The 23,494-nt window shown below is 48.3% G+C and carries 15 protein-coding genes, 3 rRNA genes and 1 riboswitch; of the genes, 2 read left to right on the top strand and 16 right to left on the bottom strand.

Annotated elements, in window-relative coordinates; genetic code table 11:
* Window positions 1-47: 47 nt before the first annotated feature.
* The 12 genes from purF to MHI55_RS04120 form a co-directional block, all read right to left on the bottom strand.
* Entirely contained in the window at window positions 48-1,526 is a 1,479-nt protein-coding gene (purF, locus tag MHI55_RS04175; RefSeq protein WP_036606069.1) for an amidophosphoribosyltransferase, read from the bottom strand.
* Complete coding sequence (purL, locus tag MHI55_RS04170) at window positions 1,511-3,754, bottom strand: phosphoribosylformylglycinamidine synthase subunit PurL (RefSeq protein WP_100526311.1); 2,244 nt, start codon at window positions 3,752-3,754, stop codon at window positions 1,511-1,513. Before purL ends, purF begins: the two co-directional genes overlap by 16 nt.
* Window positions 3,732-4,421, bottom strand: coding sequence for a phosphoribosylformylglycinamidine synthase subunit PurQ (gene purQ / locus MHI55_RS04165; RefSeq protein WP_036606071.1), 690 nt, complete (start codon window positions 4,419-4,421; stop codon window positions 3,732-3,734). Before purQ ends, purL begins: the two co-directional genes overlap by 23 nt.
* Window positions 4,422-4,425: 4 nt before the next feature.
* A complete protein-coding gene (gene purS, locus MHI55_RS04160; RefSeq protein ID WP_017690695.1) occupies window positions 4,426-4,671 on the bottom strand; it encodes a phosphoribosylformylglycinamidine synthase subunit PurS in 246 nt (81 codons plus the stop codon).
* A 602-nt stretch (window positions 4,672-5,273) separates the two neighbouring features.
* Entirely contained in the window at window positions 5,274-6,146 is an 873-nt protein-coding gene (locus MHI55_RS04155; protein ID WP_340388949.1) for a phosphoribosylaminoimidazolesuccinocarboxamide synthase, read from the bottom strand.
* A 235-nt stretch (window positions 6,147-6,381) separates the two neighbouring features.
* Window positions 6,382-7,680, bottom strand: coding sequence for an adenylosuccinate lyase (gene purB, locus MHI55_RS04150; protein ID WP_076320043.1), 1,299 nt, complete (start codon window positions 7,678-7,680; stop codon window positions 6,382-6,384).
* A complete protein-coding gene (purK, locus tag MHI55_RS04145) occupies window positions 7,677-8,879 on the bottom strand; it encodes a 5-(carboxyamino)imidazole ribonucleotide synthase (RefSeq protein ID WP_340388947.1) in 1,203 nt (400 codons plus the stop codon). The genes purB and purK overlap by 4 nt, the downstream gene beginning before the upstream one ends.
* The gene (gene purE, locus MHI55_RS04140; RefSeq protein ID WP_339258764.1) at window positions 8,876-9,361 is read right to left on the bottom strand and encodes a 5-(carboxyamino)imidazole ribonucleotide mutase; all 486 of its coding nucleotides are present in this window, start codon (window positions 9,359-9,361) and stop codon (window positions 8,876-8,878) included. The genes purK and purE overlap by 4 nt, the downstream gene beginning before the upstream one ends.
* Before the next feature lie 194 nt (window positions 9,362-9,555).
* A riboswitch (purine riboswitch) is annotated at window positions 9,556-9,657 on the bottom strand.
* Between the two features lie 270 nt (window positions 9,658-9,927).
* Window positions 9,928-10,362, bottom strand: coding sequence for a universal stress protein (locus tag MHI55_RS04135; protein WP_047840488.1), 435 nt, complete (start codon window positions 10,360-10,362; stop codon window positions 9,928-9,930).
* 170 nt (window positions 10,363-10,532) lie between these two features.
* The gene (locus tag MHI55_RS04130) at window positions 10,533-10,796 is read right to left on the bottom strand and encodes a DUF1294 domain-containing protein (RefSeq protein WP_017690702.1); all 264 of its coding nucleotides are present in this window, start codon (window positions 10,794-10,796) and stop codon (window positions 10,533-10,535) included.
* A 126-nt stretch (window positions 10,797-10,922) separates the two neighbouring features.
* Window positions 10,923-11,060, bottom strand: coding sequence for a hypothetical protein (locus MHI55_RS04125; RefSeq protein WP_017690703.1), 138 nt, complete (start codon window positions 11,058-11,060; stop codon window positions 10,923-10,925).
* A 74-nt stretch (window positions 11,061-11,134) separates the two neighbouring features.
* Window positions 11,135-13,264 (bottom strand): DNA topoisomerase III, encoded by a 2,130-nt coding sequence (locus tag MHI55_RS04120; RefSeq protein ID WP_340388945.1) that lies wholly within the window; start codon window positions 13,262-13,264, stop codon window positions 11,135-11,137.
* A gap of 368 nt (window positions 13,265-13,632) precedes the next feature.
* Here MHI55_RS04120 and MHI55_RS04115 point away from each other — a divergent pair, with 368 nt between their 5' ends.
* Window positions 13,633-15,567: an amidase family protein gene (locus MHI55_RS04115; RefSeq protein ID WP_340388943.1), complete on the top strand. Its 1,935-nt coding sequence runs from the start codon at window positions 13,633-13,635 to the stop codon at window positions 15,565-15,567.
* A 173-nt stretch (window positions 15,568-15,740) separates the two neighbouring features.
* On the opposite strand, the gene MHI55_RS04110 is transcribed toward MHI55_RS04115, so the two are convergent.
* Complete coding sequence (locus MHI55_RS04110) at window positions 15,741-16,748, bottom strand: ketoacyl-ACP synthase III (RefSeq protein ID WP_340388941.1); 1,008 nt, start codon at window positions 16,746-16,748, stop codon at window positions 15,741-15,743.
* Window positions 16,749-17,050: 302 nt separating this feature from the next.
* Here MHI55_RS04110 and MHI55_RS04105 point away from each other — a divergent pair, with 302 nt between their 5' ends.
* Window positions 17,051-17,605, top strand: coding sequence for an NADPH-dependent FMN reductase (locus MHI55_RS04105; RefSeq protein WP_036668406.1), 555 nt, complete (start codon window positions 17,051-17,053; stop codon window positions 17,603-17,605).
* A gap of 183 nt (window positions 17,606-17,788) precedes the next feature.
* Here MHI55_RS04105 and rrf read toward each other — a convergent pair.
* The 3 genes from rrf to MHI55_RS04090 form a co-directional block, all read right to left on the bottom strand.
* Window positions 17,789-17,905 (bottom strand): 5S ribosomal RNA (gene rrf / locus MHI55_RS04100).
* 76 nt (window positions 17,906-17,981) lie between these two features.
* A 23S ribosomal RNA gene (locus MHI55_RS04095) occupies window positions 17,982-20,907 on the bottom strand.
* A 306-nt stretch (window positions 20,908-21,213) separates the two neighbouring features.
* Window positions 21,214-22,766: ribosomal RNA gene (locus tag MHI55_RS04090) — 16S ribosomal RNA — on the bottom strand.
* Together the 16S, 23S and 5S rRNA genes form the textbook arrangement of a ribosomal RNA operon.
* Between the last annotated feature and the right edge of the window lie 728 nt (window positions 22,767-23,494).

Below are 23,494 nucleotides of genomic sequence, written 5' to 3'. Positions count from 1 at the left end.
CGCCTGGCTGCCTAGCCCCTGTTGCTCCGCAAAGCGGGGCTTAAGGGCTAACAGCTACAGCCGAATTTTTCCTCGCCGCCAAAATCGAGGCGGGTTGGGTAATCATGATCAAAACATGCGAGACATAGTCCGCCCTTCGGATCATCCTGATTATCTCCCTGAATCGATGCAATCAGTCCATCCGGACTGAGGAACTCTAGGGAGTCAGCATTAATTTCACGGCAAATTTCTTCCACCGACAACTGTGAAGCAATTAATTCACGGCTGTCAGGCGTATCAATACCGTAGAAACACGGGTTTTTGAACGGTGGTGATGTAATCCGTACATGTACTTCCGTTGCTCCTGCATCACGCAGCATGTTCACGATCCGTCGGGAAGTTGTTCCCCGTACGATGGAGTCGTCAATCATAACCACACGTTTGCCTTCCACAACGCGACGCACAGCGCTCAGCTTCATCTTCACGCCCTGCTCCCGCAATTCCTGGCTTGGCTGGATAAACGTACGTCCAGTGTATTTATTCTTGATCATACCCATCTCATACGGAATACCTGTCTGTTCAGCATATCCAATGGCCGCCGAGATGCTGGAATCTGGTACCCCCGTAACCAAGTCCGCATCCACAAACGACTCAATCGCCATCCGGCTTCCCATCCGTTTACGGGCCGCATGCTGGTTCGTACCATTCATATCACTATCCGGACGAGCAAAATAAATATATTCCATCGCGCATAATGCCTTGCGGTGTTTGTGATGATCAAAGCGATCCTCATGTAGACCATCTGCATCCAACACAAGTAGTTCACCCGGTTCAATGTCACGGATTAACTCTGCGCCAATTGTTTCCAGTGCACACGTCTCAGATGCAAACAGATATGCATCTCCCAGCTTACCCATCGTCAGCGGACGAAGTCCGTGCGGATCGGAAGCCACGAGCAGTTTGTCGTTGGTCATGATCAGAAATGCATAACCACCCACAATGCGCTGGAACGCCTCTTTTGCCGCTTCCACAAGCCCTTTGGAGGATCGTGCAATTAGATGCGCAATGACCTCGGTATCACTTGTTGTTTGGAAAATGGACCCGCTCTGCTCCAGCTCGCGCCGGATCGTTGGTGCATTCACAATGTTCCCGTTGGTCGCTACCGCCAAATCGCCATCACGGTATTTAAATACCAATGGCTGTGCGTTTGTCAGTTTACTGTCACCACTCGTTGAATAACGGACATGTCCAATGGAAATATCCCCGGTCAGCGTCTGCATCAGGTCTTTGGTGAATACTTCCTTCACCAGACCCATGCCGCGATGATAGTTAAACTGGCTGCCATCACTCACACACATGCCTGCACTTTCTTCGCCCCGATGTTGCAGCGCATGCAGTCCATAATAGGAGAGCGAAGCCGCGTCAGGGTGTCTGAACACCCCGAACACACCGCATTCTTCTTTCAATTTGTCGAGTCCTTCCTTGCCGGACCCTTCATTATAATAATCGCCTGTCCACAACGGTCCTGTCGTCAGTTCATGAGACATGGAATCGCATCCTCCCAGACCTGAGCCAAACCTCCTACAGGTTCGCTCACGGCTGATGTTCCGTTCAATTCAATCGTCAGGTTACTTCCTTCTACTCGTCCAATCACAGCTACAGGTACACCACGCTCACGTACAAATGCTTCAAGTTTACCCGCTTGCTCTGGCGTAGCCGACAACAAGATACGGGATTGGCTCTCACTGAATAGGGCGTGATCTGCACGCAATGCAGTCTCCACATTCACCTGTGCTCCTACGTTACCACTGATGCAAGACTCTGCGAGTGCAACAGCCAAGCCGCCTTCAGACAAGTCATGTGCCGAGCGAACGAGACCGGATTGAATAGCTTCCAGCACCGTGCTGAGCAACGCTTTTTCTGTTTGCAAGTTCAGTTCTGGTGGACGACCTTCCGTCTGACCATGAACCGCGTATTGCAGCTCGCTGCCACCCAGTTCAGCTTTTGTTTCACCCAGTAGGATGATAACATCACCTTCGGACTTGAATGCTTGTGTCGTGATATGATCCGTATCATGAACGAGACCTACCATACCGACAACTGGCGTTGGATAGATGGAGCCTTTGGCGTTTTCATTATACAAACTTACGTTACCACCGATGACCGGCGTATCCAGCACACGGCAAGCTTCCGCCATACCGTCTACCGCTTTCTCCATTTGCCAGAAAATATCCGGTTTCTCCGGATTACCGAAGTTCAGGTTGTCCGTAATCGCCAGTGGCTCAGCACCGGAACATACAATGTTACGCGCTGCTTCACTTACGGCAATCCGTCCGCCAACTTCAGGATCAAGGTACACATAACGTCCATTACAGTCCGTTGTCATCGCGAGACCTTTGCGTGTGCCACGAATCGTAACTACGGCTGCATCCGAACCTGGGCGAACGGCAGTGCTTGTACGCACCATGTAGTCATATTGATCATACACCCATTTTTTACTAGCTACTGTTGGTGAAGCCAATACTTGTTTCAACGCTCCGCCGAGATCCGACACTTCGTCATAACGAAGCGTGTCGATGGAAGCACTTTGCTCGTAGTAGGCAGGTACAGAAGAAGGTTTGTCATACACTGGACATTCGTCAACCAAAGCCGTTACCGGCATATCTCCGACCACTTCGCCGTGGTGGATCAATTTCAGACGACCATCATCCGTTACTTTACCAACTTTGGCACAGATTACGCCCCAACGTTCAAAGATCTCCATCGCCTGCGCCTCATCCTTCGGCTCTACAACGAACAACATCCGTTCTTGGGACTCGGACAACATCATCTCGTAAGGCGTCATGCCTTCTTCACGCTGTGGTACCTGATCCAGATACAATTCCAGACCATTACCCGCTTTACTTGCCATCTCTGCACTCGAACATGTCAGACCCGCAGCACCCATATCCTGAATTCCGAGCACGATGCCCGTGTCGATCAATTCCAGACAAGATTCCATCACCAGTTTCTCCATAAACGGGTCACCGACCTGAACGGCTGTCCGTTGGGACTCGGATTCTTCCGTCAATTCAACCGATGCAAAGGTTGCTCCATGAATTCCATCACGGCCTGTTGGCGGACCAACATAATACACAGGGTTACCTACACCTTTAGCTACGCCGCGCTGAATCTTGTCATGATCAATCAGACCCACACACATGGCGTTAACCAGCGGATTGCCTTCATAACTCTCATCAAACATCACTTCGCCACCAACGGTAGGAATACCGATACAGTTACCGTATCCAGCAATACCTGCTACCACATGTTCGAACAAATATTTAACTCGATCGCTCTCCAGCTTGCCAAAACGAAGGGAGTTCAGTATTGCTACCGGTCTTGCACCCATGGAGAAAATATCACGGATAATGCCGCCCACACCTGTTGCCGCACCTTGATAAGGCTCAACTGCGGAAGGATGGTTATGGCTTTCAATTTTGAATACAACGGCCTGGTTATCACCGATATCCACGATACCGGCACCTTCACCAGGTCCCATCAGGACACGTGGTCCAGTGGTTGGGAAACGGCGCAGCAATGGCTTGGAGTTTTTATAAGCACAATGCTCGGACCACATTACACTGAACACACCAATTTCCGTGTAGTTTGGCTTACGCCCCATGAACTCACAGATCAGCTCATACTCGCTGTCAGATACGCCCATTTGTGCGTAAAGTTTATGTTCTGCGACCTGTTCTGCTGTTGGTTCCTTAGCGGATAGCTGCTGCGTCATGCCGATCCCTCCATGCTTTCAAAATAGATGTAAACATACGTTTGCCGTCTTCCGAACCAAACAGTGAATCCACTGCACGCTCTGGATGCGGCATCATGCCGACCACGTTTCCAGCCTCGTTACAGACTCCTGCAATATCACCCAGAGAGCCGTTCGGGTTGGTACCATACGTAAATACGATCTGGTTGTTCGCTTGCAGACTCGCCAGCGTCTCCTCGTCGCAATAATAGTTGCCTTCACCGTGAGCAATCGGGATGATAATCTCTTCGCCGGGTGCATAGTCACGTGTAAATGGTGTATCTGCGTTCGCCACTTTCAATACCGTATCGTGACAACGGAATTTCAGGGAAGTGTTACGGATCAATGCACCTGGAAGCAATCCCGCTTCCGTCAGGATCTGGAATCCGTTGCAAATACCCAAAATATATTTACCTTGTTCAGCAGCTTTCGCTACCTCGTTCATTACCGGTGCAAAGCGGGAAATCGCTCCGCAACGCAAGTAGTCACCATAAGAGAAACCACCCGGAACTAAAATACAATCATAAGCCGAAAGATCTGTAGCCGTGTGCCATACATAATCAACCTCTTGTCCAATCGCATCTTCCACTGCCTTGTAACAGTCGATGTCGCAGTTGGAGCCAGGGAACACAAGAACTGCAAATTTCATGAGATTAACCCTCCAATTCGTAGCGGTAATCTTCAACAACGGTGTTGGCCAGCAGCTTTTCACACATGACTTTCAGTCGTTTCTCCGCTTCCGCACGATCTGTTGTATCCAGGTTCAATTCCATGACTTTACCGATCCGTACACTTTCCACTTCGTTGAATCCCATTGAATGCAGTGCTCCTTGAACAGCTACGCCTTGCGGGTCGAGTACGCTTTGCTTAATAGTGACATATACGGTTGCTTTGATCATGATCCTTATGTTCCTCCTCAGTAATGAACGGGATAAATGCTTTACGCTGTTAAAAGGTGGGGCTTGGGAGCTTGCTCCGGGGCGGATTGTTCTTTCCGGTCGCTTGTTGTCCCCAGGTTTTTTGATTGTTTTGGCCCGCTGTGCGGTCAAAACCCGGGGACAAAGGCGAACGCTATCGCTCCTTTAAGAACAATTCCGCCCCTCCGCTAGTCCATGGGACGTTTTTTAAAGGCCTAAACCTTTTACGTTGCACGGTGTGTAATGGTCTAGCCTGACCATTCCTTCAAAACAGTGAATGGCGAATGGTCTTTAAGTTACTTTAGTAATTAGTGAATTTAATTCTCTTAATTTCTCAGGCTTCCCCTACCTGTGGGAAGCCACCGCTCTTAATTGCCTCATCCACCAGTTTGAACACTGGCGGAGGGAAAGATTTGAGCTAGAGAAACGAAGTGCTCGCCTTTGCAACTGGAATGTTTCCTTTTGAAAAAAGGATTCCAATCAAAACATTCCGGGGGCAACAACGATCGAAAGCCAAACTTTCCCATAGCTCGCTCAAACGTTAGCTTCCTCAAACTTTCCCATAGCCTCTCACTCAAACTTTATTATCTCGTTAAACGGTTATAAATATCGACGTATCTTGCGGTTGTTGTCTCTACTACCTCTTGTGGGAGTGGATCGGGTTTGCTGTTCTTGTCCCAATCGGTTCCGGCAAGGTAGGTGCGCACTGGCTCTTTATCCATGCTGTCAATCTCGATGTCGAGTTCATAATTCTCTTTGGCCCAGAAGCGTGAAGCGTCTGGGGTGAAGATTTCGTCAATCAGGATGACCTTGCCATCCACGATGCCGAACTCGAATTTGCAGTCTGCCAGAATGATGCCACGCTGATCGCAGTAATCACGGGCGAATTCGTACAGTCGCAGGCTTTTTTCCTGAAGCTCCACTGCGAGTGCGTCTCCCACCAGTTCTTTCATGCGATCCATTGGGATGTCCTCATCGTGACCAACATCGTTTTTGGCTGCCGGTGTGAAAATGGGAACTTCGAGCTTGGCGTTTTTGCGAAGTCCATCAGGCAGTTTAATGCCATTCACTTCACCACTCGTCTCGTATTGTCTCCATCCCCCACCAGTGATGTATCCACGCACAACACACTCAATATCAATGCGTTCAGCTTTGCGTGTTACCATGATGCGGTCTTTGAGCAATTCAGGGTCTGTGATAAGGTCACCCAGTTGATTCACATCGGTATGAACGACGTGGTTCTCCATCATGTCACCTGTCAGTTCGAACCAAAAGCTGCTGAGTTTATTCAGTACGTTTCCTTTCTCGGGAACCGCCGGGTCCAGCACGTAATCAAATGCCGATATACGGTCCGTAACCACGATCAGAAAATGTTCACCCAGATCGTACAATTCACGTACTTTTCCTTTATATAACAGAGGTGCTTTAACGAGATCTGCCGCAGTGGACAGTGCCATGGGCTCACCTTCTTTCAGGAGATGTAAAGTATACGTCCAATTCCCCTCATCACGCGGGGCCACTCCGAATGCAGAATAACCTTCCGATCGCTGTTATCCCCGGATTTTTCTGATCCCTTTCTCAAGGGGGAAATCCGGTGATAAAGGCGAGCGCTTTGCTTCTTCAGCTTATTTCTGTCCTCTGCGTTCCCTGCTGAACCATCATTCTGCGCTATAGCCTTATGGGACTTATATATTAGTCGTTCAAACCAAGCTTTTTGAAGATGGTGTCAACGTGCTTCAGGTGCCATGATGGATTGAACGCATCTGCGATTTCTTCTTCGTTCAGTACTTCCGTGATTTCCAGTGTGGATTTCACGATATCCTGGAACTGACGTTGTTCTTCCCATGCTTGCATCGCACGTGGTTGAACGGTATCGTATGCTTGCTCGCGGCTGAAACCTTTGTCGATCAGCTTTGTCATGATACGACCGGAGAATGGTACCCCGTAGGTGCGCTCCATGTTGCGTTTCATGTTTTCAGGGAATACTGTCAGGTTCTTCACGATGTTACCAAAACGGTTCAGCATGTAGTTCAGCAGCATCGTTGCATCCGGCAGAATGATACGTTCTACGGAAGAATGTGAGATGTCGCGTTCATGCCAAAGTGTTACGTTCTCGTATGCCGATACCATATGTCCGCGAATGACGCGGGACAGACCGGAGATGTTTTCACTACCGATCGGGTTACGCTTGTGCGGCATCGCGGAAGATCCTTTTTGACCTTTTGCAAAAGCTTCTTCCACTTCACGGAATTCACTCTTCTGCAGTGCACGCACCTCTGTAGCGAACTTGTCCAGGGACGTTGCGATCAACGCCAGTGTAGCCATATATTCTGCGTGACGGTCACGTTGCAATGTTTGAGTTGAGATCGGCGCAGGCTTCGTGCCCAGCTTCTCGCAGACAAACTCTTCAACAAACGGATCGATGTTCGCGTACGTTCCTACTGCGCCTGAGATTTTGCCGTATTGTACATTGTCTGCTGCATGGCGGAAACGCTCCAGGTTCCGTTTCATCTCTTCATGCCACAATGCCATTTTCAGTCCAAATGTCGTTGGCTCCGCATGCACACCGTGCGTACGTCCCATCATTGGTGTGTGCTGATAAGCCAATGCTTTTTCACGAAGAATTTCAATGAAATTCACGATATCCTTTTCCAGAATCTCATTCGCTTGACGCAATACATAACCTAGAGCCGTATCTACGACATCCGTAGAAGTCAGTCCGTAGTGCACCCATTTCCGCTCCGCACCCAGACTTTCAGATACCGTACGTGTAAATGCGATAACGTCATGACGTGTTTCTTTTTCAATCTCATAGATGCGATCGATGTCAAAAGATGCGTTCTGACGAAGCAATGCTGCTTCTTCCTTAGGGATAACACCCAGTTCGGCCCACGCCTCACATGCACAAATTTCAACTTCCAGCCACGATTGGAATTTGTTCTCTTCGGTCCAGATGGCTCTCATTTCGGGTCTGCTATAACGTTCAATCATGAATTTGTATTCCTCCAGAGATTAGTTTGTTCAATCCATTGCAATCCTTCTTCAACATCCTGACAGAGCAGATTCACATGCCCCATCTTACGTCCTGTTTTTGCTTCGGTTTTACCATATATGTGAAGCTTGGGAATCACACCGAGCTCTATCGCTTCTACATCAGGTTGCCCTGTTCTGGCGATAATGCCTTCCAGATGTTCTCCAAGCACATTGACCATAACAACCGGACTCAATAACGAAGTGTCCCCAAGTGGTAACCCGCAGATGGCACGGATATGTTGTTCGAACTGAGAAGTCGCACAAGCTTCCATCGTATAGTGACCAGAATTATGCGGTCTTGGTGCCAGCTCATTGACGTACAGTCTTCCATCCGCCGCTACAAACAGTTCCACAGCCAGCAGTCCAACAGCCTTCATCGATTCTGCCACCGCTGCTGCCAGCTTTTGCGCTTCAATCTGGATATCTGCGGCAACTCTAGCCGGTACAATTGAAGCATGCAAAATGTTGTTCACATGAATGTTCTCCGCTGGCGGGAACGTTTTGATCTCCCCATTTGTACTACGCGCTACAACGACCGATATCTCGCATTCAAACTTGATGAATTGTTCCAACACCAGTTCCGCACCAGAAGCCGCAAGTTCTTCGTATGCCGCAACAGCCTGACTTGTTTCCCGGATGACCCGTTGACCTTTGCCATCGTAGCCTCCAGTCACCGTCTTCAGTACACACGGCACTCCAAGTTCGCTAACAGCAGCAAGCATCGTATCCACACTTGTGATCTCACGATAAGGCGCGACTCTTACTCCAGCAGCTTCGATCGCACGTTTTTCACGCAACCGATGTTGTGTGGTGTACAGTAACGCACTTCCTTGCGGAACGTAAGACTCACGTTCAAGCAGCCCAGCCACTTCTGCATCTACATTTTCAAACTCATACGTAATGACATCGCATTGCCGAGCCAGTTCAAGTGCAGCTTTGGCATCGTCATAACCAGCTTCAATCTGACGAGCAACTTGACCACAAGGTGCATCCACAGCGGGATCAAGAGTAACGAATCGATACCCCATTGCCGTTCCTGCGAGCGTCATCATACGTCCGAGCTGTCCGCCTCCAAGAATGCCAATGGTTGTTTTCCCGGGCAGCAGGACTTTTTTCAGCTCTCCTGTTATACCGGATTGGTTCCCTGTGCTACTCATAGTTCTTCACTGCTTTCGAGTACTTCTTGTTTGATGCGCTCTCGGCGAGCTTCAGAGCGACGTTGGACATCCGGGTCAAAAGCACCGATTATTTGAGCTGCCAGCAATCCTGCATTCGTTGCCCCTGCCTTGCCAATCGCCACAGTTGCGACGGGAATACCACCAGGCATCTGAACAATGGACAACAAGGAATCGAGACCGTTCAATGCTTTGGATTGAACCGGTACGCCAATGACTGGAAGCATCGTTTTGGCGGCAACCATACCAGGTAGATGTGCTGCCCCGCCTGCCCCTGCAATGATCACCTTGAATCCTCGATCAATTGCTTGCTCTGCGTATTCAAACATCAAATCCGGTGTACGATGGGCGGAGACCACCTTTTTCTCATACCCAATCTCCAGCTCGTCCAGTACCTCGCACGCATGTTTCATCGTTTCCCAATCCGACTTGCTGCCCATAATTACAGCGACTTGCAGTGACATGAATACATCCAACTCCCGTCTGCGCTTTTTTGATTACATCTGACTATTAAGGGACTCTTATTACGTGTGAAATGAAAAAATCCGCTACCCGCGAAAACATCACATTTTCTCCGGACACCGGACTCCAAGAAATACGTATCCCTCATTTGGGCATGCCAAAAGGGGGCTTGCTGTCCGCATCTGGTTGCATGCGACTCTCAGCCGTATCTCCTCGTAGTCCGGAAATTTACGGTTCCCGGGTAGATACTTCCGGGCCCTATTCCCGGCGTTATACGAGCAAATATCTATCAAACTATCTTCGTTCATTTTTGCAATCTCTTATTACATATTTCGTTCCTACTCGACCTTATTCTTACCTGATCGACACATCTAACATTCTAACAATCCCCTACAGCTAATGTCAACTTAAAGACGAACATTTAACATATTGACAAATATAATGTTCGGGAATTGCTTCTTTGAATTCGCTTATCCATCCATTTCATCCCATAAAAGAAAGCCGGCTCCTCTTCAATCTCTCGAAGACAACCGGCTTCCTGCTTTTCAGTGCATCCACACTTCATCCATTATTTTACGATCAGTACTGGAACCTGCGCATGCTGCACCACATTGTGACTCACACTACCCAGGACAAATTCCCGAATACCACCCAGTCCACGGCTACCAATAATAATGATATCAGAATCATTTTCTTTGGCAAAATCAAGCAACACTTCCGCTGCCGCTCCTTGAATCAGATCCACATTGGCCGTTACACCCGCAGCCTGAATTCGTTCTTTCGCTTCATCTGTTGTCTGTACCGCCAGATTGTAATAGTCATTATTAAGTGAAGGTGGCAATGGAGCCAACCCCTCACCGATGAATACACGCGGGAAATCAAAAGCATGAATGACATCCAGTACTGCATTTGGGGACACTTTAGCTAGCTCAATTGCACGATCAAGTGCTTTATTTGAAGCTTTGGAACCATCATAAGCCACTAATATTTTGGAAAATAACATGTGAATCCCGTCCCTTCCTTATATATGTAGAGCACGCGAAGCAAGCTTCGGTCTGACATGTAATAAACTAACAGAACCATATAACTCCTTAAACGTTCCAGAGCCACAATGAACCATTTATACGAATGAATTTACATATGAAACCACAGTATGAACGGTTACGCATGTGTTCATTGAATAAAATAACCATAGATTACCGCATTCAAGAACAACAACAATGGAATGCCAATGGTGAAGCTGGGATGTTTGGTCTTATGCCTTTTCCGATACATCGCGATCCAGACTCCCAAAGCACCGCCTATAAATGCTAATAAGAATAACGTCCGTTCGGGTGTACGGTCACGACGCTGTTGTGCACGCCTCTTATCATCCGACATCACCAGATAACCAACTACATTAATAAATAAAAACCACAATATAAGTCCGGTTTGCATATAATTCTAGCGATCCCCCTGTCCCGGGACATCTCCCTGTCACCATTATAGTCCTCATCAGAGACATGTTCAACGCACCGGATAGGGAACCGCAATTTTGTGTAATAACGCTAACCTCGCTCTAACCTAGGACTCCTGCTTTGGAATACCGTTCAGGCTTGGTGCTCTTTTGGCTGCTTTGTCCGGGCGCACAGCGATACTCTCTTCCCGAATACTGTCTTTGTTTTGCTGGTTATGGATCTTCTCTGGTTTGTTATGCGGCATGTAGGTATCACCTCCTTGGCTTACGTTGCCTGAAAACGGAGGATCTTATACGACTTCAACTACCCTCAAGCGTGTTACTCTCCCTTTTTCTCCATAGCCGCCTTCAGCAGATCTCCAAGGTTAGACCCAATGGACTCCTGCTTCGCATATTGTTTCACCAGCTTTTGCTGATCGCGTTTGTTCACATGCTGTTTGTCCTTATCCAACGTTTCTGTAATACCACAAGGTAGACATTGTACGTATAACCCCGCCTTACCTTCTTTGATTTCCATCTTTTTGTGGCACTGCGCACAACGACGATTGGAGAGTCTCTTTTCTGCCGAACGACGATACCCGCAGTCCTCGGTAGGACATACAAGAAACTTGCCGCGCTTGCCCTTCTTCTCCAGCAATCGTGCACTACAGTCCGGACAATGGCTATTGGACACATTATGCGGCTTGTACTCTGCTTTGCTGCCTTTTACCGTAGACACCAGCTCTTTCGCCATGGATCGGATACTATCCAGAAACGGCCCCGGTTTCCCTTGTCCACGAGCGATGCGTTCCAGTTCAGCTTCCCAGCGGGCAGTCAGATCCGGTGAACGAAGCTGCGGGGCAGCCAGTTCAATCAACTGTTTTCCTTTACCGGTTGGATGCATGCTGTTGCCTTGACGATCTATTGTATCGGAACTGACCAACTTCTCGATAATATCCGCACGTGTAGCTGGAGTGCCGAGTCCATGCTTTTCCATCTGGGAAAGCAAAGCAGCTTCGGTATACCGTTTGGGCGGCATCGTCCGTCCACTTTTAATATGGCAACGCTGAACCGTCACGTACTGCCCTTGCTGCACATCTGGCAAAAGCGCACGCTCATGGTCTGCTGCTTCATCAGTACGGTCATCGTCATCATCGCTGTAATCGCCGCCGTATACTTCACGCCATCCACTTTCTTTCACCGTTGTACCTTTAACATGGAAGGAGTCATTCCCCACCTGAACCGTGATCGCAACCGAATCGTACTTCGCTGCCGGATAGAATAGGCTGATAAAACGACGTACGATCAGATCGTACAGTTTGCGTTCCTCTGGATTCAATTGATTCAGAAGCACCGTCTGCTCCGTTGGGATAATCGCATGGTGATCCGTAACTTTGCTGTCATCCACAATACGTTTGGTAATATTCAGATTTTTGCGCAGCAAAGGACGTGCCAAAGACGCATAAGGTCCAATGGCTACACTATCCAGCCGTTCTTTCAACGTAGCTGTCATATCCGAAGTGAGGTATCGACTGTCCGTACGCGGATACGTCACAAGCTTGTGCTGTTCATACAGACGTTGCAGGACATTCGATGTTTGCTTTGCAGAGAAACCATACTTCCGGTTGGCATCCCGTTGTAGTTCCGTCAGATCATATGCCAGTGGATGCGGCTCAACCTTCTCGCTTTTCTTCACTTGGGCAATCGTGCCCTTGCGCCCATCTACCCGTTTCTTCAATTCTTGTGTTTCTTGAGGGTCGAAAATTCGTGAATCTCCTCCAGCTGCCCGCCACACAGCCTGAAAACCTCCCATGTCTGCCGTTAACGTCTCATACTCCTGCGAGCGGAAACCGTTAATTTCATTTTCCCTGTCCATAATCATGCCCAAGGTCGGAGTTTGTACACGTCCAGCAGACAACTGGGCATTGAAACGAACGGTTAATGCACGGGTCACATTAAGTCCGATCATCCAGTCAGCCTCCGCCCGGCAACGTGCAGATTCATAGAGGCGGTCGAACTGACTGCCTGGCTTCAGCGAAGCAAATCCGTCTTTGATCGCCTTATCTGTCTGGGATGAAATCCACAGGCGTTTAAAAGGTTTTTTCCACCCCGCCATCTGCATGATCCAACGAGCCAGCAATTCTCCCTCACGTGCTGCATCGGTCGCAATGACCAGTTCGCCTACATCCTGACGTTTCATCAACTGCTGCACGGCTTTATATTGATGGTTGGTCTCTTTAAGTACTTTCAATTTCGTACGATCTGGCAGAATGGGTAGGTCCTCCAGATTCCATGTTGCATACTTTTTGTCGTAATCCTCGGGTTCAGCTAATCCAACCAGATGTCCAAGCGCCCAGGTAACGATATATTTCGGGCCTTCCATATAACTTTTATGTTTATCACGCGCACCCATAACTCTGGCTATTTCGCGTGCTACAGATGGTTTTTCTGCGAGTACCAATGTCTTCACTTCATATCTCTTCCTCTCTGTAATACCTTATGTCTCTTCTATCCCTATCTTTTCATTATATCATTTCACACTAAAGGTATGCTCTGTCATCTCTACTTCCTAACTACTTGCATCCTGTAACCTCATGTTTAATCAACATATCGAGTTCGTGTTATATTTCTTTACATTATAATATGTAATAGTTTTTCTGAGTACATGCAAACAGAAGCATGAATAAGTATTAACACTGTAAAGTATTGATGTATACGTTTTTTTGGATAAATATAAACATTGTAAGATTACCTGACATAACTATACAATGTGTCAAAGCATAGAAACAGAATCGCTGCTACACACATCAATGAGACACAGGAAGGGAGCGTGGATGCATGACTTATCATGGATCTGTATTGAAAAAAAGTGGGGCTTTGTTACTGGCGGGAGCTGTTGTTGCCACAACTTGGGGAGGAACGGTTCCTTCGGCATCAGCCGCAACGGTAACGCCTACGAGTAAAACAACAGTAGCAGCTGTATCCAAAGGAAAAGCGCCAGCAACTCCGGCAGCATTTGTTCAGGCTATGGAAGAAGCGGCTACACTTGCAGGTGTTCCTTTTACCATGGACAAGCTCTCCGGCACAACCGTACAACGTAAAGATGCTGCGGTCGCCTTGCAACAATGGCTCAAGCTGGATTCGACTACCGTATCATTCAAGGATGTCCCGAATGAAGCCACTTTCGCAGGTGCTGTTGGCGCATTGAATACGGCAGGGCTAATGAAAGGTTATACCGATTCCCTCTTCCTTCCAAACGCTGTACTTACCGAGAATGACCTCTCCATACTGAAAGACCGCATTTATAACTACATAAAACCGTTTGTCCTGGAGGAAGCAACCATTATGGATCTCCAGACTGGAATGACGCAAGGAAAACTGACATCAAAAGAGCTGGTTCAGAAATATCTGGACCGCATTGAGAAATACGATGATCAAGGTGTAAGCATCAACGCCGTATTAACCCTGAACCCGGATGCACTCCAAATTGCGGAGCAATTGGATGAAGAACGTGCAGCCCAAGGTGCCCGCGGGCCTCTGCATGGCGTTCCGGTTTTGGTAAAAGACAATTTCGATACCAATGACATGCCGACAACCGCAGGCTGTATCTGTCTGAAAGATTCCGTCCCTGCTCACGATGCTGAACAAGTGAAGAAACTCAAAGCAGCTGGCGCCATTATTTTGGGCAAAACAAACCTGCATGAATTCGCATTTGGCATCACGACATCCAGCTCATTGGGTGGACAAACACTGAACCCTTACGCCCTGGATCACTATCCAGGTGGATCAAGCGGTGGAACAGGTGCAGCCATTGCATCAAACTTTGCTGCAGCCGGCATGGGTACAGACACTGGCGGTTCGATCCGAATCCCATCCAGCTTCAACAGCCTTGTGGGTATCCGCCCAACCATCGGACTGTCCAGCCGTGAAGGCATTATCCCACTGGCTTTGACACAGGATGTAGGTGGACCTATGGCTCGTACGGTTAGTGACGCTGCAATCATGTTGGATGCTACAGCCGGCTATGATAAAAAGGATGTCGCTACAGCCTACGCGGTTGGCAAAATTCCATCCAGCTATACAGACTTCTTGGATGTAAACGGACTGAAAGGTGCACGCATCGGTGTGGCCACAGAACTCATCCCAAGTACCAAAGCTGAAGAAAAAGCCGTTGCTGACGTGATCAACACCGCTGTGGAAGAACTGAAGACACTGGGCGCTACCGCAGTTCCCATTTCCATCCCGAACTTGACTGAGATCAACAAATACCCAAGTCTCAGCGGATATGAATTCAAGTTCCAACTGAATGACTATCTGGACTCATTGGGTGCAGACGCTCCATATCACAGTCTGTCCGAGATCATCGCTTCCGGAGAGTTCGACAAATCTCAGGAGCAATCCATGAAGACTCGGGATGCACGCCAAACGTTGGAGACTACCGAATACAAGGACATCGTCCTGAAACGCACCCAAGTTACACGTGAGTCCCTGCTGAAAGTTATGGCAGACAACAACCTGGATGCCATCATCTATCCTACGTCCACACAAGCCGCTGGTGTTATTGGCGAAGGACAAAACTCCGGTGGTAACAACCGATTGAGTCCTTTCTCCGGCTTCCCGGCGATTACGGTCCCTGCTGGTTTCACAACTGATGGTTTGCCAGTAGGCATGGAATTCCTTGGTCGAGCCTTTGATGAAGGAACCTTGATCAAGCTGGCTTACAGTTACGAACAAGGAACTCATCACCGCCAAGCGCCTAAGCTTACGCCGTAAAATATTTATGGGATTAAGCAATTCCGGTTAACACAAAAATAGATGCAATCATATCACTTTTTTGAAACGAGTTAACCCACTAAAGAGACCACCTTCTTCATGACTGCATGAAGTTTGGGTGGTCTCTTTTATGTTCTCTATTTATTTTTGTATTGCATACCGTCGTATGTTACTCATTCCTGAACCTTGTCTGGCACGCTCCATTTCAGCACCAGACCTGCGTACGTCAGACCACCGCCAAAGCCAAAGAGAGCTACGCTCTGTCCTTCTTTCAATTCCCCTTCATCTACTGCAAGCTGTAAAGCAAGCGGAATGGAAGCAGCAGATGTGTTCCCGCGATACTCGACACTGGTTAAAGTACGTTCCAAAGGAACCGGACCACGTTCGCAAACAGCTTCAATCATTCTCATGTTGGCACTATGCGGGACAAACCAGTCAATCTGGTCAGGGCTTAATTCAGCTTTCGTTATAAGTTTACCCAGCTGCTCTGGAATCGTTCGTACAGCCCACTTATAAATCTCTCGCCCATTCTGAACTAAACAACCTTCGCCCTGTAAAGGCACACCATTCATCTCCGAAGACAGACCACTCTTATAGAGATGTACACCGCCTTCTCCATGTGTACCTGATATGGCTGCCACAAAGTCACCTTCAGCACCCGATGATCTCTCCACCAAGAAGGCCCCCGCTCCATCACCAAACAGTACACAAGTCGTGCGGTCTGTGTAATCGGTAATTTTGGATAATGTCTCTGCTCCAATAACCAGTACTTTGCGGTACATTCCACTGGTCACCAGACTGTCAGCTAGCTGTAGCCCGTAGGTAAAACCTGCGCATGCAGCATTTAAATCCAGTACACCCGTGTATGGGATCTTAAGATTAGCCTGTACTCTGGATGCCGTACTTGGGAAAGCATATTCAGGTGTACTTGTAGCCACAAGGATCATATCCACATCTTCTACACTTACATCATAACGACGTATCATATCTTCTACAGCCTTCGTAGCCAGGTCAGATACAAATTGATCTTCAGCTGCAATTCGCCGTTCTCTCATACCAGTACGCTGTACAATCCATTCGTCACTTGTCTCGACCAATTTCTCCAGATCAGCATTCGTTAATATTCGATCCGGTACATACGTCCCCATTGCCGTGATGGTTGCCTTTGATTGATGATTCATACCGGTAGTCACCTCACTTGTTTTTTTATCATTATAGCACTAAGTCTTAGTACTTGGTACTAATTATATAAAATATTTATTATGATTCTTTCGTTAGTTGTTTATTTTAAAGTGATCTCTTCATTCTATTACCCAGAGTAATACAAACGATGGCATGCATTTTTGATGAAGAATTGTGGATATTCCCTGACTAACATGAAGAATGCCTTAATTATATGCGTTTTTTATAGACAGCTCATTCAAACAGGAGGAAAATAAACAAATTGCCCTACATTACTAAAGAATAGAGTTGATCTATATCCATGAAAAAAGAATTAAATATCCTTGCCATTTCCGGAAGTCTGCGCAATCAGTCCTCCAATACGTTACTAATGCACGCCATGATTAAACTGGCTCACACTAACCTTAAGTTTGAAGTATATGATGGATTAAATGATCTGCCGCATTTTAACCCTGACCTCGATGTCGAGGAGGGTCCAGTGTCCGTACAGAACTTGAGAGCCCAACTTAAGCATTCGGACGGTGTCCTTATCTGCACGCCAGAGTATGGAAACGGCGTTCCTGGGGTCTTAAAAAACGCACTAGATTGGGTTGTATCTTCTGGAGAATGGCTCAATAAACCCACCATTGTCATTGCTGCTTCCCCAAGCCCCATGGGAGGTGACAAAGCCCATGCTTCCTTATTGCTCACACTAAACATGATTAATGCACAAGTTCTACAGGAGGGCTGTTTAACCATTCCTCATATTACATTGAAAATGAACAAACAAGGCGTCATCATTGATTCGGAAACCCAGCATGCATTGCAGAACTCCCTTACAATCCTTGGGGAGGCTTGCAACCAAATGAAAGTATAGACAGATGTTGTACTTAAATCGATGATAGAGAAGAAATGATCCTTTTAAAGTTATTTAACATGCTCATAAATATTGAAATAGTAAACAACCTTGGTTATTTACCAGGGCTGTTAAGGTTTATATAAGTATTTAGGATTAAAATAAAAAAGACACACTCGATATTATCAAGTGTGTCTTCCTATTGCTTGGCGGCGTCCTACTCTCCCAGGACCCTGCGGTCCAAGTACCATCGGCGCTAGAGGGCTTAACGGTCGTGTTCGGGATGGGTACGTGTGGAACCCCTCCGCCATCGCCACCAAACGCGTAGCTTACATTTCAGAGTTGTTGTTCTCTGAAAACTAGATTCGAAACGAAACATGCGAATTACAACTTGCTATTGGATAAGCCCTCGACCGATTAGTACTGGTCAGCTCCATGCATTGCTGCACTTCCACCCCCAGCCTATCTACCTCGTCGTCTTCAAGGGGTCTTACATACTGGGAAATCTCATCTTGAGGGGGGCTTCACGCTTAGATGCTTTCAGCGTTTATCCCGTCCGTACATAGCTACCCAGCGGTGCTCCTGGCGGAACAACTGGTACACCAGCGGTACGTCCATCCCGGTCCTCTCGTACTAAGGACAGCTCCTCTCAAATTTCCTACGCCCACGACAGATAGGGACCGAACTGTCTCACGACGTTCTGAACCCAGCTCGCGTACCGCTTTAATGGGCGAACAGCCCAACCCTTGGGACCTACTTCAGCCCCAGGATGCGATGAGCCGACATCGAGGTGCCAAACCTCCCCGTCGATGTGGACTCTTGGGGGAGATAAGCCTGTTATCCCCAGGGTAGCTTTTATCCGTTGAGCGATGGCCCTTCCATGCGGTACCACCGGATCACTAAGCCCGACTTTCGTCCCTGCTCGACTTGTAGGTCTCGCAGTCAAGCTCCCTTATGCCTTTGCACTCTTCGAATGATTTCCAACCATTCTGAGGGAACCTTTGGGCGCCTCCGTTACTCTTTAGGAGGCGACCGCCCCAGTCAAACTGCCCACCTGACACTGTCCCCGCACCGGATTACGGTACCAGGTTAGAACCTAGATACGATCAGGGTGGTATCCCAACGTTGCCTCCACGCAAGCTGGCGCTCACGTTTCAAAGGCTCCCACCTATCCTGTACAGATCGTACCCAAATTCAATATCAAGCTGCAGTAAAGCTCCATGGGGTCTTTCCGTCTTGTCGCGGGTAACCTGCATCTTCACAGGTATTAAAATTTCACCGGATCTCTCGTTGAGACAGCGCCCAAGTCGTTACGCCATTCGTGCGGGTCAGAATTTACCTGACAAGGAATTTCGCTACCTTAGGACCGTTATAGTTACGGCCGCCGTTTACTGGGGCTTCGGTTCACAGCTTCGGATTGCTCCTAACCACTCCCCTTAACCTTCCAGCACCGGGCAGGCGTCAGCCCGTATACTTCGCCTTACGGCTTCGCACAGACCTGTGTTTTTGCTAAACAGTCGCTTGGGCCTTTTCACTGCGGCCCCCTCGTGCTATTCACACTACCGGGGCACCCCTTCTCCCGAAGTTACGGGGTCATTTTGCCGAGTTCCTTAACGAGAGTTCTTCCGCGCGCCTTAGAATACTCTTCTCGCCTACCTGTGTCGGTTTGCGGTACGGGCACCATCACCTGGCTAGAGGCTTTTCTTGGCAGTGTGAGATCATGACCTTCGCTACTATAATTTTCGCTCCCCATCACAGCTCAGCCTTACAATGTGCGGATTTGCCTACACATCAGCCTCACTGCTTAGACGGACATCCATCAGTCCGCGTCACTACCCTACTGCGTCCCCCCATTGCTCATAACGGCTTACGGTGGTACAGGAATTTCGACCTGTTGTCCTTCGACTACGCCTTTCGGCCTCGCCTTAGGTCCCGACTTACCCTGAGCGGACGAGCCTTCCTCAGGAACCCTTAGGCTTTCGGCGGATCAGATTCTCACTGATCTTTTCGTTACTCATACCGGCATTCTCACTTGTATAATGTCCAGCGCTCCTTACGGTACACCTTCAACCCTTATACAACGCTCCCCTACCCCTGATGCAAAGCATCAAGCCATAGCTTCGGTGGTGTGTTTAGCCCCGTTACATTTTCGGCGCAGAGTCACTCGACCAGTGAGCTATTACGCACTCTTTCAATGGTGGCTGCTTCTAAGCCAACATCCTGGTTGTCTGTGCAACTCCACATCCTTTCCCACTTAACACACACTTGGGGACCTTAGCTGATGGTCTGGGCTGTTTCCCTTTTGACAATGGATCTTAGCACTCACTGTCTGACTCCCGGAAGTAAGTCTATGGCATTCGGAGTTTGACTGAGCTTGGTAACCCTTGCGGGCCCCGCACCCAATCAGTGCTCTACCTCCACGACTCTGTTTTCCGAGGCTAGCCCTAAAGCTATTTCGGGGAGAACCAGCTATCTCCGAGTTCGATTGGAATTTCTCCGCTACCCCCACCTCATCCCCGCATTTTTCAACATGCGTGGGTTCGGGCCTCCAGTGCGTGTTACCGCACCTTCACCCTGGACAGGGGTAGATCACCCGGTTTCGGGTCTACGTCCACGTACTCAGTCGCCCTATTCAGACTCGCTTTCGCTGCGGCTCCGGCTCTTCACCTTAACCTTGCACGGGAACGTAACTCGCCGGTTCATTCTACAAAAGGCACGCCATCACCCCTAAAACGGGCTCTGACTTTTTGTAAGCACACGGTTTCAGGTTCTATTTCACTCCCCTTCCGGGGTGCTTTTCACCTTTCCCTCACGGTACTGCTTCACTATCGGTCGCTAGGAAGTATTTAGCCTTGGCAGATGGTCCTGCCGGATTCATACGGGGTTTCACGTGCCCCGCACTACTCGGGATCCGTCTCGGAGGGAACCAACTTTCAACTACAGGGCTTTTACCTTCTTTGGCGGGCCTTTCCAGACCTCTTCGCTTAACCGGTTCCTTTGTAACTCCATGTGAGACGTCCCACAACCCCAAAGAGCAAGCTCTTTGGTTTGGGCTTCTCCGCGTTCGCTCGCCGCTACTGACGGAATCACTATTGTTTTCTCTTCCTCAGGGTACTTAGATGTTTCAGTTCCCCTGGTATGCCTCACACTAACCTATGTATTCAGTTAGGTGTAACTGGAAATTACCCCAGCTGGGTTTCCCCATTCGGACACCCCCGGATCAAAGCTTGCTTACAGCTCCCCGAGGCAGTTTCGTTGTTCGCCACGTCCTTCATCGGCTCCTAGCGCCTAGGCATCCTCCGTGTGCTCTTAGTAGCTTAACCTCGTGCTCCGGTTTCGACTGCTCGCTTCCCTTGTTTTGCTTGCGCAAAGCCAAAAGTCGCTCCCATTCGATACCATCGTACGTGCAATCTACCGTTTTTATTGAAACTTGTTTAACACAAGTTCAGCTAAAAAGGAATGTTCTAATTCGCGTTTGTTTCGTTTCGATATCTAGTTTTCAAAGAACAAGCTCCATGCAAAAGCAAGCTGTTTGAGAGTTTGAGCTCTCAAAACCGAACAACGAGTGAGTGTTTTGCAGCTAAGCTGCATATTTGAATGTTTCCGTTGCAGGAAACGATTCTCCATAGAAAGGAGGTGATCCAGCCGCACCTTCCGATACGGCTACCTTGTTACGACTTCACCCCAATCATCTATCCCACCTTCGGCGGCTGGCTCCTTGCGGTTACCCCACCGACTTCGGGTGTTATAAACTCTCGTGGTGTGACGGGCGGTGTGTACAAGACCCGGGAACGTATTCACCGCGGCATGCTGATCCGCGATTACTAGCAATTCCGACTTCATGCAGGCGAGTTGCAGCCTGCAATCCGAACTGAGACCGGCTTTGTTGGGATTGGCTCCATCTCGCGATTTCGCAGCCCGTTGTACCGGCCATTGTAGTACGTGTGTAGCCCAGGTCATAAGGGGCATGATGATTTGACGTCATCCCCACCTTCCTCCGGTTTGTCACCGGCAGTCTATCTAGAGTGCCCATCCGAAATGCTGGCAACTAAATATAAGGGTTGCGCTCGTTGCGGGACTTAACCCAACATCTCACGACACGAGCTGACGACAACCATGCACCACCTGTCTTGAATGTTCCGAAGAAAAGGTACATCTCTGCACCGGTCATTCAGATGTCAAGACCTGGTAAGGTTCTTCGCGTTGCTTCGAATTAAACCACATACTCCACTGCTTGTGCGGGTCCCCGTCAATTCCTTTGAGTTTCAGTCTTGCGACCGTACTCCCCAGGCGGAGTGCTTAATGTGTTAACTTCGGCACCAAGGGTATCGAAACCCCTAACACCTAGCACTCATCGTTTACGGCGTGGACTACCAGGGTATCTAATCCTGTTTGCTCCCCACGCTTTCGCGCCTCAGCGTCAGTTACAGCCCAGAGAGTCGCCTTCGCCACTGGTGTTCCTCCACATATCTACGCATTTCACCGCTACACGTGGAATTCCACTCTCCTCTTCTGCACTCAAGTCACCCAGTTTCCAGTGCGATCCGGGGTTGAGCCCCGGGATTAAACACCAGACTTAAATGACCGCCTGCGCGCGCTTTACGCCCAATAATTCCGGACAACGCTTGCCCCCTACGTATTACCGCGGCTGCTGGCACGTAGTTAGCCGGGGCTTTCTTCTCAGGTACCGTCACCTTGAGAGCAGTTACTCTCCCAAGCGTTCTTCCCTGGCAACAGAGCTTTACGATCCGAAAACCTTCATCACTCACGCGGCATTGCTCCGTCAGGCTTTCGCCCATTGCGGAAGATTCCCTACTGCTGCCTCCCGTAGGAGTCTGGGCCGTGTCTCAGTCCCAGTGTGGCCGATCACCCTCTCAGGTCGGCTACGCATCGTCGCCTTGGTGAGCCGTTACCTCACCAACTAGCTAATGCGCCGCAGGCCCATCCCCAAGTGACAGATTGCTCCGTCTTTCCAGTTTCCTTCAGGCGAAGAAAACAATTATTCGGTATTAGCTACCGTTTCCGGTAGTTGTCCCAAACTTGAGGGCAGGTTGCCTACGTGTTACTCACCCGTCCGCCGCTAAGTATCAAGGAAGCAAGCTTCCTATCAACTCCGCTCGACTTGCATGTATTAGGCATGCCGCCAGCGTTCGTCCTGAGCCAGGATCAAACTCTCCAATAAAGTATTGAAAAGAGCGATAAGCTCATTTTGAATCTGACGAGATTAAAAATCTCATTTGTGCTCCAGTCGATTCAAGCCAAGGCTTGTTTCAGACTTTCGCGTTCATTCTGCAAGCAGAATGTTTACTCACTCGTTGTTCAGTTTTCAAAGATCAAACTCGTTTTGTTACCGAATGTTGTTCTCTTCAGCAACTCTTATATAATATCATGTCCGAACCAACTTTGCAAGCTCTTTTTTTAAGTTTCTTTCGAAGCTTATTTCATTCGCTTGCCGCACCGTGTAAACCGTGTTTTTTTGGCCGGAAATAGAATATACCATGTACAGTTATGAAACGCAAGTCTTTTTAGATAAACATTAAATTATTATAAAATGAGTACCCTATAGACCTTTTAACAAGTATCTCCTTATAACCAGCTAAATGATACATCTGCGCACTAACTTTAATGATCGGAGTAATTTACTCACATACGCAAAAAGGGTTTTCATATTATTCCTAATCCAATTATAGAGAAATCAAGTTGTATACAGTACATACTCATCACGTTATAGAACTTATTAACCGATCATTTCATTGGATAAACAACCAACAGATCATAGATCATTATATTCATTCCTTCTATATAGAAGGAAAACATTTTTGAAATTCATTTTGCTCAAGAAAAGAATACAAAAAAAGCGAAAGCTCCGGGTTTAAATCCCGTGGCTTCCGCTTCTTTCATATATAAGGT

The organism is Paenibacillus sp. FSL E2-0151, assembly GCF_037993015.1.
GTDB lineage: Bacteria > Bacillota > Bacilli > Paenibacillales > Paenibacillaceae > Paenibacillus > Paenibacillus amylolyticus.
The sequence above is the reverse complement of the archived record's forward strand: the minus strand, read 5'-3'. Positions and strand labels throughout refer to the sequence as shown.

Bases quoted from the DNA above. Each gene is read 5' to 3' on its own strand.
- purF (WP_036606069.1), bottom strand. From the start codon at position 1,526: ATGTCTCATGAACTGACGACAGGACCGTTGTGGACAGGCGATTATTAT.
- purB (WP_076320043.1), bottom strand. From the start codon at position 7,680: ATGATTGAACGTTATAGCAGACCCGAAATGAGAGCCATCTGGACCGAA.
- MHI55_RS04155 (WP_340388949.1), bottom strand. From the start codon at position 6,146: ATGGCACTGTCCACTGCGGCAGATCTCGTTAAAGCACCTCTGTTATAT.
- MHI55_RS04105 (WP_036668406.1), top strand. From the start codon at position 17,051: ATGAAAAAAGAATTAAATATCCTTGCCATTTCCGGAAGTCTGCGCAAT.
- purS (WP_017690695.1), bottom strand. From the start codon at position 4,671: ATGATCAAAGCAACCGTATATGTCACTATTAAGCAAAGCGTACTCGAC.
- purL (WP_100526311.1), bottom strand. From the start codon at position 3,754: ATGACGCAGCAGCTATCCGCTAAGGAACCAACAGCAGAACAGGTCGCA.
- MHI55_RS04115 (WP_340388943.1), top strand. From the start codon at position 13,633: ATGACTTATCATGGATCTGTATTGAAAAAAAGTGGGGCTTTGTTACTG.
- purK (WP_340388947.1), bottom strand. From the start codon at position 8,879: ATGAGTAGCACAGGGAACCAATCCGGTATAACAGGAGAGCTGAAAAAA.
- purQ (WP_036606071.1), bottom strand. From the start codon at position 4,421: ATGAAATTTGCAGTTCTTGTGTTCCCTGGCTCCAACTGCGACATCGAC.
- purE (WP_339258764.1), bottom strand. From the start codon at position 9,361: ATGTCACTGCAAGTCGCTGTAATTATGGGCAGCAAGTCGGATTGGGAA.
- MHI55_RS04110 (WP_340388941.1), bottom strand. From the start codon at position 16,748: ATGAATCATCAATCAAAGGCAACCATCACGGCAATGGGGACGTATGTA.
- MHI55_RS04130 (WP_017690702.1), bottom strand. From the start codon at position 10,796: ATGCAAACCGGACTTATATTGTGGTTTTTATTTATTAATGTAGTTGGT.
- MHI55_RS04125 (WP_017690703.1), bottom strand. From the start codon at position 11,060: ATGCCGCATAACAAACCAGAGAAGATCCATAACCAGCAAAACAAAGAC.
- MHI55_RS04135 (WP_047840488.1), bottom strand. From the start codon at position 10,362: ATGTTATTTTCCAAAATATTAGTGGCTTATGATGGTTCCAAAGCTTCA.